Annotated in this window: 11 protein-coding genes; 6 read left to right on the forward strand and 5 right to left on the reverse strand. The window is 67.5% G+C overall.

The features are described from left to right. Positions 1-65: 65 nt before the first annotated feature. Positions 66-1,118: a LacI family DNA-binding transcriptional regulator gene (locus tag P5F91_RS19950; RefSeq protein WP_277908058.1), complete on the reverse strand. Its 1,053-nt coding sequence runs from the start codon at positions 1,116-1,118 to the stop codon at positions 66-68. Between the two features lie 179 nt (positions 1,119-1,297). Between P5F91_RS19950 and P5F91_RS19955 the strand changes: the two genes are divergently transcribed. The 3 genes from P5F91_RS19955 (at position 1,298) to P5F91_RS19965 (ending at position 5,325) form a co-directional block, all read left to right on the forward strand. Beyond that, entirely contained in the window at positions 1,298-2,260 is a 963-nt protein-coding gene (locus tag P5F91_RS19955) for a dihydrodipicolinate synthase family protein (protein WP_211106977.1), read from the forward strand. Positions 2,261-2,382: 122 nt separating this feature from the next. Continuing rightward, a complete protein-coding gene (locus P5F91_RS19960; protein WP_277908059.1) occupies positions 2,383-3,780 on the forward strand; it encodes an MFS transporter in 1,398 nt (465 codons plus the stop codon). 321 nt (positions 3,781-4,101) lie between these two features. Next, a complete protein-coding gene (locus P5F91_RS19965) occupies positions 4,102-5,325 on the forward strand; it encodes a carbohydrate porin (RefSeq protein WP_277908060.1) in 1,224 nt (407 codons plus the stop codon). A gap of 39 nt (positions 5,326-5,364) precedes the next feature. Here P5F91_RS19965 and P5F91_RS19970 read toward each other — a convergent pair whose 3' ends face one another. The 4 genes from P5F91_RS19970 to P5F91_RS19985 form a co-directional block, all read right to left on the reverse strand. Beyond that, positions 5,365-6,486 (reverse strand): NAD(P)-dependent alcohol dehydrogenase, encoded by a 1,122-nt coding sequence (locus P5F91_RS19970; protein WP_277908061.1) that lies wholly within the window; start codon positions 6,484-6,486, stop codon positions 5,365-5,367. Between the two features lie 22 nt (positions 6,487-6,508). Beyond that, positions 6,509-8,014 carry a benzaldehyde dehydrogenase gene (locus P5F91_RS19975; protein ID WP_145611804.1) on the reverse strand — a complete coding sequence of 502 codons (1,506 nt, stop codon included), beginning with the start codon at positions 8,012-8,014 and terminating at the stop codon, positions 6,509-6,511. A gap of 16 nt (positions 8,015-8,030) precedes the next feature. Beyond that, positions 8,031-10,478: a TonB-dependent receptor gene (locus tag P5F91_RS19980; RefSeq protein WP_277908062.1), complete on the reverse strand. Its 2,448-nt coding sequence runs from the start codon at positions 10,476-10,478 to the stop codon at positions 8,031-8,033. A 138-nt stretch (positions 10,479-10,616) separates the two neighbouring features. Beyond that, positions 10,617-12,143, reverse strand: coding sequence for a carboxylesterase/lipase family protein (locus P5F91_RS19985; RefSeq protein ID WP_277908063.1), 1,527 nt, complete (start codon positions 12,141-12,143; stop codon positions 10,617-10,619). A gap of 265 nt (positions 12,144-12,408) precedes the next feature. On the opposite strand from P5F91_RS19985, the gene P5F91_RS19990 reads away from it, so the two are divergent. From P5F91_RS19990 to P5F91_RS20000, 3 genes are all read left to right on the forward strand, one after another. Next, a complete protein-coding gene (locus P5F91_RS19990; RefSeq protein WP_277908064.1) occupies positions 12,409-13,395 on the forward strand; it encodes an AraC-like ligand-binding domain-containing protein in 987 nt (328 codons plus the stop codon). Positions 13,396-13,458: 63 nt separating this feature from the next. Continuing rightward, positions 13,459-14,271, forward strand: a complete 813-nt coding sequence (locus P5F91_RS19995; RefSeq protein WP_145611810.1) for a p-hydroxycinnamoyl CoA hydratase/lyase — start codon at positions 13,459-13,461, stop codon at positions 14,269-14,271. Positions 14,272-14,327: 56 nt separating this feature from the next. Then, on the forward strand, positions 14,328-15,857 hold the full coding sequence (locus P5F91_RS20000; protein ID WP_277908065.1) for an AMP-binding protein: 1,530 nt from the start codon (positions 14,328-14,330) through the stop codon (positions 15,855-15,857). Positions 15,858-15,901 lie beyond the last annotated feature (44 nt).

The following is a 15,901-nucleotide window of genomic DNA, read 5'->3' on the forward strand; positions in this document are numbered from 1 at the left end:
GGGTAATTATGGAAAAGAACCCTTGAGCGTGCCCTAGAGGCGACGACAGTTCATATGCGTGCCGCTTAGCCCCGCTTCGGTGGAAGCCGGGCCGTGGACCGGCGGGGAATGAGCGTGGGGGCGGAAACCCTGATCCTGTCGCTCACGGCGGTCGGATCCTCTGTCAGCAAATCAAGCGCGACCGATGCGATCTGGTCGAAGGGCACCCGCAATGTGGTCAATGGCGTTGGCAGGTGGCTAACGATGGGGATGTCATTGTACCCCACGACGGAGACGTCGCCGGGCACCGCATACCCCATTCTGGCAAGCGCTGACAGGGCGCCGATGGCCGTGTTGTCGTTGACCGCGAAAACGGCGGTGGGCTTGGGGTCCAAGCGCATCAGGGCCAAGGCCGCCTCCGCGCCGGACTCAATGCCGAAAGTGGACTCGACGATGTAGGCGGGGTCCTGCGACACCCCGGCCTCGGCGAGCGCCTGCTTATATCCCTCAACGCGACCGTGCGCGCTGGATGCGTAAGAGGGACCGGCAATCAGGCCAATATGGCGGTGCCCCAAGTCCAGGAGATGCCGGGTGGCGAGGTACCCACCCAACATGTCATCCCCGACGGAGGACAGGCTGCGGCCATCCGTGCGCAGGGCGAGGACATGAGGCACGCCGCGCCGCGTCAAATCGTCCGGGAAGTCGTCATCCTGCCGGGCGGTGGACAAGACCAGGCCGTCAACCCCCCGCCGCAACAGGGTTTCCGCCGCCACCCTGTCGGCCTTGGGTCTGTCGTCCGTCGTCGCGACAATGGCGAACCGACCCGAACGGACGCAAGCCTTGGTGAGCGCCTCATAGAGCATCGCCATCGCCGTGTCGGTCAGGCGCGGCACGATCACGCCTATGGTCATCGTCTTTCCGCGCCGCAGGCTGGCGGCCGAGACATCACGGATATAGCCAAGACCGGCGGCCACCTGCCGGACCCGCCGAGCCGTTTCGCTGTCCGACTGCGGCAACCGCTCATCGAGGATACGCGATACGGTGGACTTGGACACCCCTGCCGCCGCCGCCACGTCGTGCAAGGTCACACGCCCCGGGGTCCCTCGCACCGGGCCGCCAGCCATATCTTCCTTTTCCATCAAGAGACTCTCCCCGCCATCGACCTGATGCCACCGCGCAGGCCCTGCCCTGCCTTCTGTATGCCCCAAGATCGGGCTTGACTCCAGTAAGCTTTGGATCGATCGTGGGAACGTTCCCGCGATCGATCCCTACGCAGATGATGGGATGTCGCCTGAAACCGATAACTGTGAGGAAACCCATGAACGCGCCCATCTCCCGACAGGAGAAGTCTGCCTTTCGCACCCCCGTCATGGATTTGCGTGGCCTGAGCCCGGCCCCGGTGACAGCCTTCACCAAGGACGGCAAGGTGGATTACGAAGCCAACGCCGCGCTGGCGAAATGGCTGGTCTCCATCAATGGGGTGAAGAGCCTGGTTTGCCTTGGTCACGCCGGTGAAGGCACCTTCCTGACCCAGGATGAGCAGGTGAAACTCATTGAAACGCTGGTGGAGGCGGTGGGCGGCCAGGTTCCCATCATCGCCGGCATTACCGGCGAAGGCACTGAAGTGGCGGCAAAGGAAGCGCGCCGCGCCGCCGACGCCGGCGCCATCGGGGCGCTGGTCTACCCGTCCCATGGCTGGCTGCGTTTCGGCTTCCAGGACGGGGCGCCGCAGGATCGCTACAAGGCCATCCATGAAGAGTCCGGCCTGCAGTGCATTCTGTTCCAGTACCCCGACGTCACCAAGGCCAGCTACAACCTGAAGACCCAGTTGGAGATTGCCGCCCAGCCGGGCGTCGTGGCCACCAAGAACGGCGTGCGCAACATGCGTCGCTGGGACACGGAAATCCCCGTCCTGCGCAACGAGTTCCCCGACCTGCAGATCCTCACCTGCCATGATGAGTACCTGCTGCACACCATGTTCGACGTGGACGGCGCGCTGGTCGGATACGGCAACGTGGCGCCTGAGCTGTTGGTGGAGTTCATCGCCGCGGGGAAGGCCAAGGACTATCCCAAGGCCCGGAAGATTCATGACCAGCTGCTGCCGGTCACCAAGGCGATCTATCATCGCGGATCGCATATGGAGGGCACGGTGGCCCTGAAGATCGCACTGGTCGCCCGCGGCATCCTAAAGAACGCGACGATCCGCTCCCCCCTTCGGGACCTGTCCCCTGAAGCGGAGGCTGAGATCAAGGCCGCGCTGAAGGCGGCGTCCATCATCTAATTCCGGCTGCGAGGCACCCCAGGCCCGCTGGGGTGCCTTGACCACCCATATAAAGACAATAAGACATGCCATACGCCCGGTACGCTGGGGCGGGAAGGCGTGCGTCCAGAGGGAGGGGTCAAATGGATATGATCTTGATGGACGACGCGAAGCGACGGAGCGCCACGTCCATGACCGAAGGTGCCCGCCTCATCGCCCGGCTGGAACGCCTGCCGGTAACCAAGCCCGTCATGTGGGCGCGGGGATGCGTCGGCATGGCGACGTTCTTCGATGGGTACACGACCATCGCCATCGCCTATGCCATGCCCATCCTGTCGAAGGAATGGGCGCTGACGCCGGCGGCCACGGCCGCCATCATTTCCTCCGGATATTTCGGCCAGCTGATCGGCGCGGTTATCTTCGGCTGGTTGGCCGAGCGCCTGGGACGCCTGCCCGTCCTGGCCATCGCCATCGCCATCTTTGCGGCCATGAGCTGCGCCTGCATCTTCGCCTGGGACGCGCACTCCCTCATGCTGTTCCGTTTCCTCCAAGGGATAGGAACAGGCGGCGAGGTTCCCGTGGCCAGCGCCTATGTCAACGAGTTGTCAGGCGCCAAGAAACGGGGGCGTTTCTTTCTGCTGTACGAACTGCTGTTCCTGGTGGGCCTCACGTCCGCCGGCGCCATCGGCCTGGTGCTGGTTCCGGAGGCCGGGTGGAAGGCCATGTTCATTGTGGGCATGGTGCCAGTCGCCCTGGTCATACCCTTGCGCTTCTTCCTGTCGGAAAGCCCACGCTGGCTGATCGGCAAGGGGCGGCTGGCCCAAGCGGAGGCCATCGTGGCCCGCCTGGAGGCGAGCGCGATCCGCAGCGGCAAGGCTCTGCCGGAACCGGCCGTTGCCACGACGGTGATCGCTCCAAAGGCCCAGGGCTCGGTGAAGGAGCTCTTCGGTCCCCTCTATGGTCCGCGGACGCTGCTGCTGTGGGTCATGTGGTTCGGCGCCTATATGATCAATAACGGCTTGGTCACCTGGCTGCCGACCCTTTACAAGACGGTCTTCAATATGCCGGTCGGGCAGGCCATCGGTTATGGCTTCATCACCACCGGCGCCGCCTTGGTGGCCTCCTTCATCTGCGCCCTGGTCATCGACCGGGTCGGTCGCCGCCGCTGGTATATCGGTGCCCTGGCCTTCGCCGTCATCCCGCTGGCGGCGCTCTACCTGCAGGGGGCGAGCAGCGCGCTGACCGTCCTCTTGCTCGCCACCCCCGCCTTCGCCGCCGTCCAGACCGTCACCTATTCCCTCTACCTTTACTCCGGCGAGCTGTACCCGACGCGCCTGCGCTCCTTGGGGGCCGGCCTGGGCAGCGCCTGGCTGCGCGCCGGATCCATGGCGGGACCCTGGGTGATCGGCATGGTCGTCGCGCAAGGCTCCGTGGCGCCCGTCTTCCTGGTTTTTGCCGCCGTGTCGGCCTTCACAGGCTTGGCCGTATGGCTGCGGGCGCCGGAGACGACCGGCAAGTCCCTGGAGACCCTGTCACCCTAAAGCCGGGGCAAAGGCATCCGAACACACTTCGACATTTCAACGGAACTTCGCGCGAGACGAAGTCCGAAAGGGGAGGCTTTATCCATGAAAACGCTGGCGGCGCTGGTGGGGTGCATCGTCTTGGGCACGACCCCCGGCCTGGCTGAAACCACACCTGAAACCGTACAAGAAAAACCGGCTATCACCGCTGAAGGTCAGGCGGCGCCGAACACTGAAACCGATCGTGCCCGGGTCATTCCCCAACTCCACATCCTCCCACCGCCCGGAAGCGGATTCACGCCCCCTCCTCCCGACGGACCTTTCAGCGACATCGGCCAAGCCTTGGCCGACCGGGGCGTTTACCTGCGCGCCCTGGTCGTGGATGAGTTCGCGGCCAACACCACGGGCGGCCAGGGACAGGGCAAGGCCAATTCACTGGCCACCCCCTTCGGCACCGACCTCGACCTCGATAAGATGGTCGGCTGGTCGGGCGCGACATTCCATATGTCGATCAATGACTCCATCGGCACATCCCTGGCCGCTGAGCATACCCTGAACGCCGTCAGCTTTCAGACGCGCTTCAAGACCTACCACAACATGCGCCTTTCCGCCCTGTCGCTGGATCAGGACTTGTTCGATGGCAAGATCAACATCACCGGCGGGCGCGTCTCGGCGCTGACCTTCTTTAACGCCTCAACCATCTACTGCAACTTCCAGAATAATTCCGTCTGCTTCAACCCCGCCGTCCTGCCGATCCAGAACAAGACCCTGTCCTTCTTTCCCTACGGCACCTGGGGCGGGCGCGTGAAGGCCAACCTGTCCAAGACCTTCTACGTCCAGGCGGGGGCGTTCGAAGCCAACACCTCTCTCATCCCCACCAACGGGTTTGACTGGTCGACCAAGGGCGGGACCGGGGTGCAGACCGCGGGGGAGATGGGCTTCCAGTCCGCATCACCCCTGGAGGACCATGCCTATCACGTGCGCCTGGGCGGTTTCCGCAACACCTCCCCCGTCTCCGACCCGTTCCTCAACAGCCGCGGCGTGTCACGCATCGCCTACAAGGGCGCGGCGCTGGTCCATGACGAAGGCCAAACCGGCTGGTACGCCATGGGGGACATGGTCGTGGCCCGCTTCAGCGGGGACCGGCAGCGCAACCTGACGCTGTTCGGCGGCATGATCGGGTCGACTGCGGACTACACCCAATTCAAGAAGCAGACGTTGCTGGGCCTGGTGCTGACGGGGCCATTCGAAAGCAGACCGGACGACACCTTCGGCATCGTCGGCAGCTATATCCAACTGGGCCCGCGTGAGGTGGATTTCCTGCGCGCCTCGCGTGCCGCGGCCGGCGGCACGGATCCCGTGCACAACGCCGAAGGCATTTTTGAAATCAACTACGGCTACAAGGTCGCGCGCGGCATCAAGGTCAGCCCCAACATCCAGTACGTCCTGGACCCGGATAACATCCTGCGGCCCGGCGCCGTTCATCAGTCCAAGGACATCCTGGCGTTCGGCGTGCGCCTGTCGGTCGAGCTGGGCGCCGTGTTGGGTTTCCCCGTCTGGCGATAGGGTAAGCCTTGAATATGAGGATCGTGACGGGCGACTTGATCACCACCCCGGCATGCGCAGCACCGGCTTCACCGTCCGCCCAGCTTCGGCGTCGTGGATGGCCTGGTTGATCTCCGCCAGGGGATAGAAAGTGATCAGCCGGTCGAAGGGGAACTGCCCGGCGAGGTACAGGTCGATCAGGGCCGGGATGAACTGGTGCGGGTCGGCGTCGCCTTCCACGATGCCGCGCACGCTGCGGCCGCCGCTCATCAAGTGGCCGCCGTCCACCGGCAGGATCTGGCCAAAGGGCATGGCGCCCACCAGGCCGCAGACGCCGCGCGGCGCCAGGCAGCGTACGGCGTCGCCCACGACGGCCAGGCGGGCGGTGGTGTCCAGGGCATAATCGACGCCCATCCCACCGGTCAGCGCCATGATCCCGTCTACCACTGAGGTGCGACCGGGGTTGAACACGTGGGTGGCGCCCAGCTCTCGCGCCAAGTCCAGCCGGGCCTCCACCAAATCGATAGCGATGATGGAGGCCGCCCCCATCACGCGGGCCGCCATCACGGCGCTGAGGCCGACCGCTCCGGTGCCGAAGACGGCCAGGGACCGGCCGCGCGCCACCCGCAGGGCGTTCATGACCGCGCCCGCCCCGGTCAGGACGCCACAGCCCAGCGGCCCCAGGATCTCCAGGGGCGCCGTCGCTGGCACCTTCACCACGTTGCGTTCAGGACACAAAGCATGGGTGGCGAAGGAGGACTGGCCGAAAACGTTGCCGCCCAGCACCCGCCCTTCCCCCGGCCCCGGCCAGCTCAGGCCACTGCTGCCATCGGCGCGCCGGCCGCTGAAGTTGCGGCCGAAGAAATCATGGCAATAGGCTGGAATATGGTCGTGGCAGGAGGGACAGGCGCCGCAGGAATTGAAGCTCATGACCACACGGTCGCCCGGGGCGACGCGGGTGACGCCCGCCCCCACCCGCACGACGATGCCCGCCCCCTCATGCCCCAGCACCGCCGGCGGCGGCACCGGCAATTCCTGGTCGCGCATGGCCATGTCGGTGTGGCAGACGCCGGTGGCCACCACCCGCACCAGCACCTCATCCGGACGGGGGTCCTCGATCTCCACGGTTTCCAGGGTCAAGGGGGCCTTGACGCCGTGGGCCACGGCGGCGGTGATCTGCATGGGTCGCTGTTTCCTCAGCAAGTCAGAAGGGATAGGCGGGGGCCTGGGGCTGGGTAGTGGTCCAGCGCCAAGTGGTGAACTCATCCCAATTGGCGGGGCCGCTGATGCGGCTGCCGTTGCCGGACGCCCCCATGCCGCCGAAGGGCGCCTGGGGTTCGGCCACCACGGTCTGGTCGTTGATGTGCAGGTGGCCCGTGCGCAGGCGGGCGCCCAGGCGGGCGGCCCGATCGACATTGGCGCCGATGACACCGGCCGCCAGCCCGTAGGTGCCCCGGTTGGCCAGATCCACCGCTTGGTCATCATCGGTATAGGCCGTGACCACCGCCACCGGGCCGAAGATTTCCTCCTCGAACGCCGGCATGCTGGGAGTGACACCGGCCAGCACGGTGGGGGCGTAGCAGCGGCCATCATGCGTGCCGCCAGCCAGCAGCTTGGCGCCGGCCGCCACGCTGGCCTCGACGATGGCATGCACCCGGGCCACCTGGCCCGGATCGATCAGCGGGCCGACGGCGACACCGTCCAGCGGGTCGCCCACCGGCAGGGCCCGCGCCTTGGCCACCAGGCGCTCCACCAGGGCGTCGTGCAGGCTGTGGTGCACCAGGATGCGGCCCGTGCTCATGCAGATCTGGCCCTGGTGTAGCCAGGCGCCCCAGGCGGCGTTGCGGGCGGCCAGGTCGATGTCGGCGTCGTCCAGGATGACCAGGGCGTTCTTGCCGCCCAGTTCCAGCTGAACCTTCTTCAGGTGGCGCCCGGCCAGCTCCCCCACCGCGCGGCCGGCGCCGGTGGAACCGGTGAAGGTGATCATGGCGATGTCGGGGTCGGCGCACATGGCCTGCCCCACCTCCGCCCCGCCAGGCAGGATGTGCAGCAGTCCCGGCGGCAGGCCGGCGGCGGCGAAGGCCTGGGCGATGAGGAAGCCGCCGGAGACGGGTGTGCGGGGATCGGGCTTCAGCACCACGGCATTGCCGGCGGCCAGGGCCGGCGCCACCGCGCGGATGGACAAAACCAGCGGGAAGTTGAAGGGGGAGATCACCCCCACCACGCCCAGGGGCACCCGCTCCGCCACGCTGGTGCGCGGCGGGGCCGAAGCCAGGATGTGGCCGCAGGGCTCCAAGGCCATGGCAGCAGCGTGGCGCAGGAAGCCCAGCGCGTGCTCATGCTCCACCTGCGCCTTGCCGCCGGCGGACCCGCCCTCGCGCATCAGCCAGCGCACCACGGCGTCGCCCATGGCGCCCATCACCCGGGCCGCGTCCTCCACCACCCGGGCGCGGGCCGCAGCGGGCAAGGCGGCCCAGGCCGGCTGGGCTGCCCTCGCGACCTGGGCGGCGGCGCGGACATCCGCCGGATTCGCCCGCCCCACCAGGGTGAGGAGCCGGCCGGTCGCCGGCTCCGTCACCTCGATCACCCCGCCCCGGGCCGCGACCCAGGCGCCGGTGAAAATCCGCCCCTCGCCTCGGGCATCCCCCGAGGTGTTCCACGGGCCGTCGAGGCGGGCGTCAGACGCATCGGACACCAACTGCTTGGTCATTTCTTCTTTCCCGGGATCAGTATTTGTATTTCAGGGTGGCGAACCACTGGGCCGGCGGGCTGTAGGTGCCGAAGATGACGCCGGCGGCGTCGTTCTCGTTGCCGGTGGTCAGGTAGCGGTCGTTGGTGATGTTGCTGCCGCCCACCGTGGCCTGCCAGCGTTCGTCCGCCGTGGTGTAGGTGACGGAGGCGTTGACCACGTTGGTCGACTGCCGCTCCAGCAGCGCGGTGTTGGCGGTGTCGTTGTACATGGGATTGGTGTGGGTATAGTCGACGGTGACCCGCAGGCTGGCGCCGTTGGCCAGGCTGGCGGTGTAGGCCGGGCTGACGCTGAACTTCAGGTCCGGCGTCTTGGGCAGGCGGCTGTCCAATGTCACGCCCACCACACGGGGATCGACGCTGGTATAGCGGGCGTGCAGGTAGCCCAGCGTGCCGTCCAGAGTGAAGCCGCCACCCAGCAGGGCCTGCGCCTCCACCTCGCCGCCCCAGATTTCGGCGTCCCCAGCGTTGTGCAGGGTGGGCGACACCCCTTCCTGGAAGTTCAGCTGGATGCCGGTGTAGTCGGTGTGGAAACCCGCCACGTTCAGGCGCAGGCGCCGGTCCAGCAGTTCCGACTTCACGCCCAATTCCACCGTTTCCGCCTTTTCCGGGCCGAAGCCGGGGGCGGTGCCGAGCGGGTTGGACAGGCGCGTGGTCCAACTGCCCGACTTGAAGCCCTTGGACCAGGAGGTGTAGGCCATGACATCGTCGGTCAGGTGGTATTCCGCTCCCAGCCGAGGCGTGAAGATGTAGAAGTCCTTGGTGTTGACGCCGGCGGGGTAGTAGCGCAACGGCTCCCCCGACACGGGGAAGCCCAGGGCCGCGCGGCAGGCCTCCGACACCGGATAGCAGCCGGAAATCTTGTAGTTCAGGCCGTTCAGGTCGGATTGGAAGCCCTCGAACGTCTTGTGTTCCCAGGTGTAGCGGCCGCCCAGCGTCAGGCCGATGCGGTCGGTCAGCTGATAGTTCAGGTGGGTGTAGGCGGCGACCGAGGTGGTATCCAGCTTGTTGGGCCCATCCAGCTGCAGCAGCCCTTCGTCGAAGGTGACGTAGTCGTGCAGGTTGCCGCCTTCGTTGAAGAAATAGAGGCCGTTGACGAAGTGCAGCCGGCCGTCCAGGGCCTTGCCCGTCAGCTGGAATTCTTGCGAGGTCTGGTGCTGGTCCATGCTGAACGACAGCTCGGCGATGGTGAGCGGCGAACCGTCGGCGTCCAGCCCCGTGCGCCACAGCAGGCGGCGATAGGCGGTGATGGACTTCAGGTCCAGATCCTCGCCCAGCTCCCAGTCCAGGGTGTTGGCGATGCCGTAGGATTGCAGGCGGGAGAAGCTGAGCCCGTTGCCGTAGGTCTTGTCGATATCGCCCGTCAGGAACTGGTTGCCGAAGGTCAGGCGTGGACCCGTGGTCAGGGCGGTACCCACCACCGCCCGGGGAATGGTGCACAGGTTGGTGAAATTGGGGTTGCCGCCCACGCCGCTGATCGCGTTCAGGGTCGCCACCGGCAGGGTGACGCAGGCGTTGTAGAGGGCCGACAGGCCGCCACCGGTCACCGTGCCTAGCAGGCTGTTGGCCGTGGCCGACTGGTCCTCCTGCGTGTAGTCGGCGACCAGCGTGTCGGTGACGGAGCCGGAGCCCTTCCAATAAAGCTTGGCCCGCACCGTCTGGCTGTTCTGCCCGCCTTGGGTATCGGAGGTGCCGTTGCCGGAACGGGAGAAGGCGGCCGCGTCGGTCACCGTGCCCGCCGCCCCGGGATAGGGCACCACCTGCTGATAGCCGTCCCGTTTCTTGGAGGAAACGGTGATGGTGCTGAACAGGGTGTCGGTCAGGGGGATGTCGGCGGAGGCGCCGACATCGATGCGGTTGAAGCTGCCGCCGGTGATGGCCGCCGTGGCGTGATACTGCTCCGACGGTTGGCGGGTGACGATGCTGATGGCGCCGCCGATGGTGTTGCGGCCGAACAGCGTGCCCTGCGGGCCCTTCAGCACCTCGATATGGTCGACGTCCATCAGGTCGCTGTTGGCGCCCACGGTGCGCGCCAGATAGACGCCGTCGACATAGACGCCCACACCAGGGTCCAGGTTGAAGGCGAAGTCATCCTGGCCGATGCCACGGATGGAGGCGGAAAGGACGGAAGTGGAGCCGGAGAAGGGTGAGCCCGCGTCCAAGGTGACGTTGGGAGCCAGGCCGCCGATGCGCTGGACGTCGTCGATGCCCTTGCCCTCCAGGGCGGCGGAGGAAAAGCTGGAGACGGCGATGGGCACGTCCTGCACGTTTTCCGCCCGCTTCTGCGCGGTCACGATCACGTCCTGCAGTTGGTCGACCGCTGGGGGCGTTTCCGCCGCCAGGGCCGCCGGGGCCACCACCAGGGCCGAGACGCCGGCCAGCAGGCCCCAGCGCCGCAAGCCCGGCACATGCATGGCTATCCTCATCCTCATCACCTCCCGTTCCTGTCCGGGCCTTGGAAACCGGCCCGGTTATCGATGACGACAGAAGAACACGGGGTGCCGCACCGGATCTTGGAACGGAGCGAAGGGGATTTGACGCGGGGCGAAGGAAAGGACACCGGGTCATTGCGGGCCGCGATAGTCACCCCAGGCGACCCGCAGCGCCGCACGCGGATCGCCCTCCTCCCGGTCCGCCGTATCGATGATGCGCGTCAGCCGGGTGTCCGCGTCGTATGTCGGCCAGCCGGGCGACATGCCGTCGGCGAAATTCAGGAAGGCTCCCTGGAAGCGCTGGCTGACCCGCTTGGACGTCTGGCGGCGGAACAGGTCCAGGCGGCCCAAATCCCCCTCCCCCGTCGTGCCGAACAGCAACGGTAGATCCAGCGCGTGGGTGGCGCCACCGAACATCAGGCGGGCCAAGGGCGTCGCATAGTCGATGCGGTACATCCAGGTGTCGGCGACGTCCGCGTGCCCTTCGGCGATCAGGACGGACGGCGCCCAGAAGATGAAGTCGCCCCCCATGTCGACCGCCGACCGGCGGGAGGGGTAGCCGCAATAGGCGGGGGCCACCCGGCCCCGCACCGCCGGGTCCGTGGCCTGGAACATGGCGTCCAGCCGGTTCACGCGGCTGGGCAGCAGGGGCAGGCCCTTGTCGAGGATCGCCCCCTCGCGCGCCATGGTGCCGATGACCAGCGGTATGGGATGAGCCCTTCCCTGGCGGAACGCGTCCACCGGATGCCAAGGCAGGAAATCGCCGTCGATGACCGGTGAGGTCGCCAGGACGCCGGGGTAGGCGTCCGGCCCCTTGTCAAAGAACAGGCGGAACGACGCCTCCACCAGGCGATCGGCGGGCAGGTCGTGCAAGGCCCGCCCCACGGCCGCCTTATCCTTATGATCGATCTGCAACGCGGTCAGCAGGTCGCGCGCCAGACCGGCATGCCGCTGCGGGCCGTAGGCGCACTGGGCGGCCGGACTCATCACGAAGGCGCGGTGGAACAGGCCGGCGGCGACCGGTGCACACATGAGGCACAGCACCGACATGGCGCCCGCCGAATGGCCGGCGAGGGTCACGTTGGCCGGATCCCCGCCAAAGGCGGCGATGTTGCGCTTCACCCACGCCAGGGCGGCCACCTGGTCACGCAGGCCCACATTGCTGTCCAGGGGGCGGGCGGGCATGGACCACGCGCTGAAGTCGCTGAAGCCGAAGACGCCGATCCGGTAGTTCAGGCTGACGAAGATGACGTCGCCGTCCTTGACGATGCGGTCACCGCGATAGAGCGGGCCGCGCGAGCCGCCCAGGGCGAAGGCGCCGCCGTAAAGCCAGACCACCACGGGGCGGGGCGCCCTGGCGGGCGCCAAGGGTGCCGTGATGTTGAGGGTCAGGCAATCCTCGGATATGGGCGTCGTGTCGCCAGCGCCGCCCATGTGTTCGAACCCGCGCGGCTGCATGGGAATGGGGCCGAACTCATGCGCCGCGCGGATGCCCCGCCACGGCACGACGGGGCGTGGCGCGCGGAAACGCAACTCCCCCACCGGCGGTGCCGCGTACGGGATCCCGCGCCAGGCCCGCACCCCATCCTCGACCATGCCGAGGACGTCACCCCCTTCCGTCCGTACCCGAAGGGTGTCCGCCTGATCCATCGCCAACATTCGAGTCCCCTTGGCCAACGCACCGCATGCGGGCCCCGAGGGGCCGCTGGACGCAGCTAACCATGCGCGTGGGCGGGAGTTCTTGGCACCGGGCGAAAGGAACTTGGCGTGGGGCGAAAAGAAGCCCCGGCCAGCGTCGCGGCGACATTTTCGTCATCACAATTGTTGTGTCATATAACAATCATGGCTATGCTGACGGCAAGCGGCATTCCGGTGGGCAAGCGGCCCATTCCGCGGATGTCCGAAACAGGGAGGAAAAAGAGCCATGGGCCTCATGGAGCGCTTTTCCGTGGACACCATAGCGCCGGAACAGCGGCGGGCGTGCTGGAACGACATCGTCGCCCAGGCCTTTCCGAATGTGGCCGTCGATCCCCGGGATGAAGGCTTCACCGCCCATCTCGTCCGCCAGCCCCTCGGGCGGCTGGACTTCGCCTATGTCAATTCCAGCCCGGCCAAGGTGTGCCGCCTGCCGCAGGGCCGACCGCAGGCGGCGGAGGAACCCTATTTCAAGATCCACGCCCAACACCGGGGCAGCAGCCTCAACCGTCAAGGGGGGCGCGAGGCTTGGCTGAACGACGGCGACTGGACGCTGTGCGACAGCCGCAGCCCCTATTCCATCGCCTTCGCCGACACCAACCAGATGCTGGTGGTGAAGCTGCCGCAGTCGCTGCTGACCCGGCGGGTGCCGGATCCGGAACGCCTGGTCGGGGTGCGCATGGGGGCCGACCGGCCGGAGTCCCGCATGCTGCTGTCGCTGCTACGCTCCCTGGCGCCGCAGGCCGATCTGCCGACGGAACCGGGCTGGACCGGCGCCGTGGCCGACATCCTGCTGGACGTGCTGGCGCTGGCCTGCCGGGGCGACGCCGCGTGTGAGCCGGCCCCGGACGGCGACGGCGTTCCGGTCCAGGGCGCGCTGGCCCACTGGACCCGGCAGGTGCGGGGGCATGTGGACGCCCATTTGCGCGACCCCTGCCTGAACAGCGCCCGCATCGCAACGGCGCTGGGCATCTCATCCCGCTATGTACAGATGGCGTTCGCCAGCCTGGGCACCACCGCGACCGCCTACATCCTGAGCCGCCGCCTGGAATTGGCCGCCACCACGCTGCGACAGGCGCGCTACACCGCCGGCGGCACCATCAGCGACATCGCCTACGATGTCGGCTTCAACGACCTCTCCCACTTCAGTCGCAGCTTCCGCGCCCATTTCGGCGTCAGCCCCCGCGCCTACCGCGCGGGCCGGGTCGCCGCCTGACCCCATGATCGAATTAACCAACCCAAAAGGGGTCGTGCGACCCCGTGACAGGAAAACAGGACCATGACTGCCGATACCGTTGCTTACCATGTCGCCGATGGCATCGCCTGGGTGCGTTTCAACCGGCCTGAAAAGCGCAACTGCATGAACCCCGCCCTGAACCGCCGCATGATGGAGGTGCTGGACGAGCTGGAGTTTCGCGACGACGTCGGTGTGCTGGTCCTGTCGGGTGAGGGCAGCGCCTGGTCAGCCGGCATGGACCTGAAGGAATATTTCCGCGAGACGGAGGCCAAGGGCCTGGGCGCCGTGCGCCAGTCGCAGCGGGAAAGCTATGGCTGGTGGCGGGCCCTGCGCTGGTACCAGAAGCCGACCATCGCCATGGTCAACGGCTGGTGCTTCGGCGGCGGCTATGGCCCGCTCTACGCCTGTGACTTGGCCATCGCCGCCGAGGAGGCCAAGTTCGCCCTGTCAGAGATCAACTGGGGCATCCTGCCCGGTGGCGGCGCGACCAAGGTGGTGGTCGACCTGATGCCCCTGCGCGACGCCATGTACCATGCCCTGACCGGTGAACTGATCGATGGCAAGAAGGCCGCCGAATGGCGACTGGTGAACGAGGCGGTGCCATTGGACCGGTTGCAGGACCGGGTGACGCAGGTGGCCAGGATGCTGCTGGAAAAGAACCCGGCGGCGCTGAAAGCCACGAAGGACGCGGTGCGCCGGGTCAAGGAAATGACCTACGATAATGCCGAGGACTATCTGGTCCGCGCGCAGGAGGCGGCCAATTTCCATGACAACACCGGCCGCAAGGAAGGCATCCGCCAGTTCATCGACGAGAAAAGCTACAAGCCCGGCCTGGGCGCCTACCGGCGGGGATGAGGGCGCCTTCCCCTTTCCCCCGTCCATCCCCCTCGGCAACCGCGAAGCCCGCCGCCATGACCGTGCCCCCCTCCTTCCTGCCCGCACCGGATCCGGTCGCCTTCCAGGCGGCGGCGCAGCCGGACACGCTGGCCCTGGCCGACCTGACCAGTGGCCGGCGGTACACCTATGCCGCGCTGGACCAGGCGGTAAACCGCTGCGCCACCTGGCTGGCGGCGACGCTGGGCGCCCCCGCCGGCCAGCGCATCGCCGTCCTGGGCCGCAACGATGCGGCCATGATCGTGCTGCATCTGGCCGGCGCGCGGCTGGGGTCCATCTTCGCGCCGCTGAACTGGCGCCTCACCGTGCCGGAACTGGCCTTCCAGGTGCAGGACGCCGAACCCGCCCTGTTGCTGGCCGATGCCGAGTTCCTGGAGAGCGCCCGCCGGGCGGCGGATGGCACGGGGACACGGGTCATGACCCTGGCGTCGGCCGAAGCCGATTGGGACCAGGCCGTCCCCGTCCGCCCGGCCGGCCCGCCCCATGCCGACGCGCCCAGCACCCTGCTCTACACCTCCGGCACGTCCGGCCGGCCCAAGGGTGCCCTGCTGACGGAAACCAACCTGTTCTTCACCACCGTCAATTTCGGGCTGATGAACAGGATCAGCGGCGGTTCCGTCGTGCTGTGCGACATGCCGCTATTCCATGTGGTGGGCCTGGTGTCGCTGGCGCGCACGCCGCTGACCCACGGCGGCACGCTGCTGGTGTCGCGGGGGTTCGAGCCTGCGGCCACCCTGGCCCGCCTGGGCGACCCGGCGCTGGGTGTGACCCATTACATGTGCGTGCCGCAGATGGCCCAGACCCTGCGTCAGCACCCCGATTACGACGCGGAGCGATTGCGGCGGCTGGTGGCGCTGTGCACAGGCGGCGCCCCCATGCCGGCCGCGCTGATCCAGCGTTTCTGCGACGACGGCATCACCATCGCGGACGGCTACGGCATGAGCGAGACCGGCACCGTGCTGGGGATGCCCATCGGCGACCGGACCCGCATCGCCGCCAAGGCCGGATCGGCCGGCATACCCGGCCCCACGGTGCGCCTGCGCCTGGTCGATGACGAGGGGCGGGACGTGGCCGACGGCGAGGTGGGGGAGCTCTGGATCAGCGGCCCCAACCTGTCGGCCGGATACTGGCGGCGGCCGGAATTGCCCACGCTGGCCCAGCTGGACGGTTGGCTGCGCACCGGCGACGCGGCCCGGCGGGACGCCGACGGCTATTACTACCTGGTGGACCGCAAGAAGGACATGTTCATCTCCGGTGGGGAGAACGTCTATCCGGCGGAGGTGGAGGCCGCGGTCATGGAACTGGACTGCGTGGCCGAGGTGGCGGTCATCGGCGTGCCGGACGAGCGCTGGGGGGAAGTCGGCTGGGCCTATGTCGTGGTTCGCGCGGGACAGACCGTGACGCCGGAGCAGGTGCTGGCCCACCTGGATGGCCGCATCGCCCGTTACAAGCGTCCCCAGCGGGTGCTGATCGTGGACAGCCTGCCCCGCACCGGATCCGGCAAGGTGCAGAAGCATGTGCTGCGGCAGCAGGCGGCGGCGGATTGACGCCCAAGGAAAAGGCTGGCGGCCCGGTGACGGACCGCCAGCCC

This window comes from Nitrospirillum amazonense (genome assembly GCF_029594735.1).
GTDB lineage: Bacteria > Pseudomonadota > Alphaproteobacteria > Azospirillales > Azospirillaceae > Nitrospirillum > Nitrospirillum amazonense.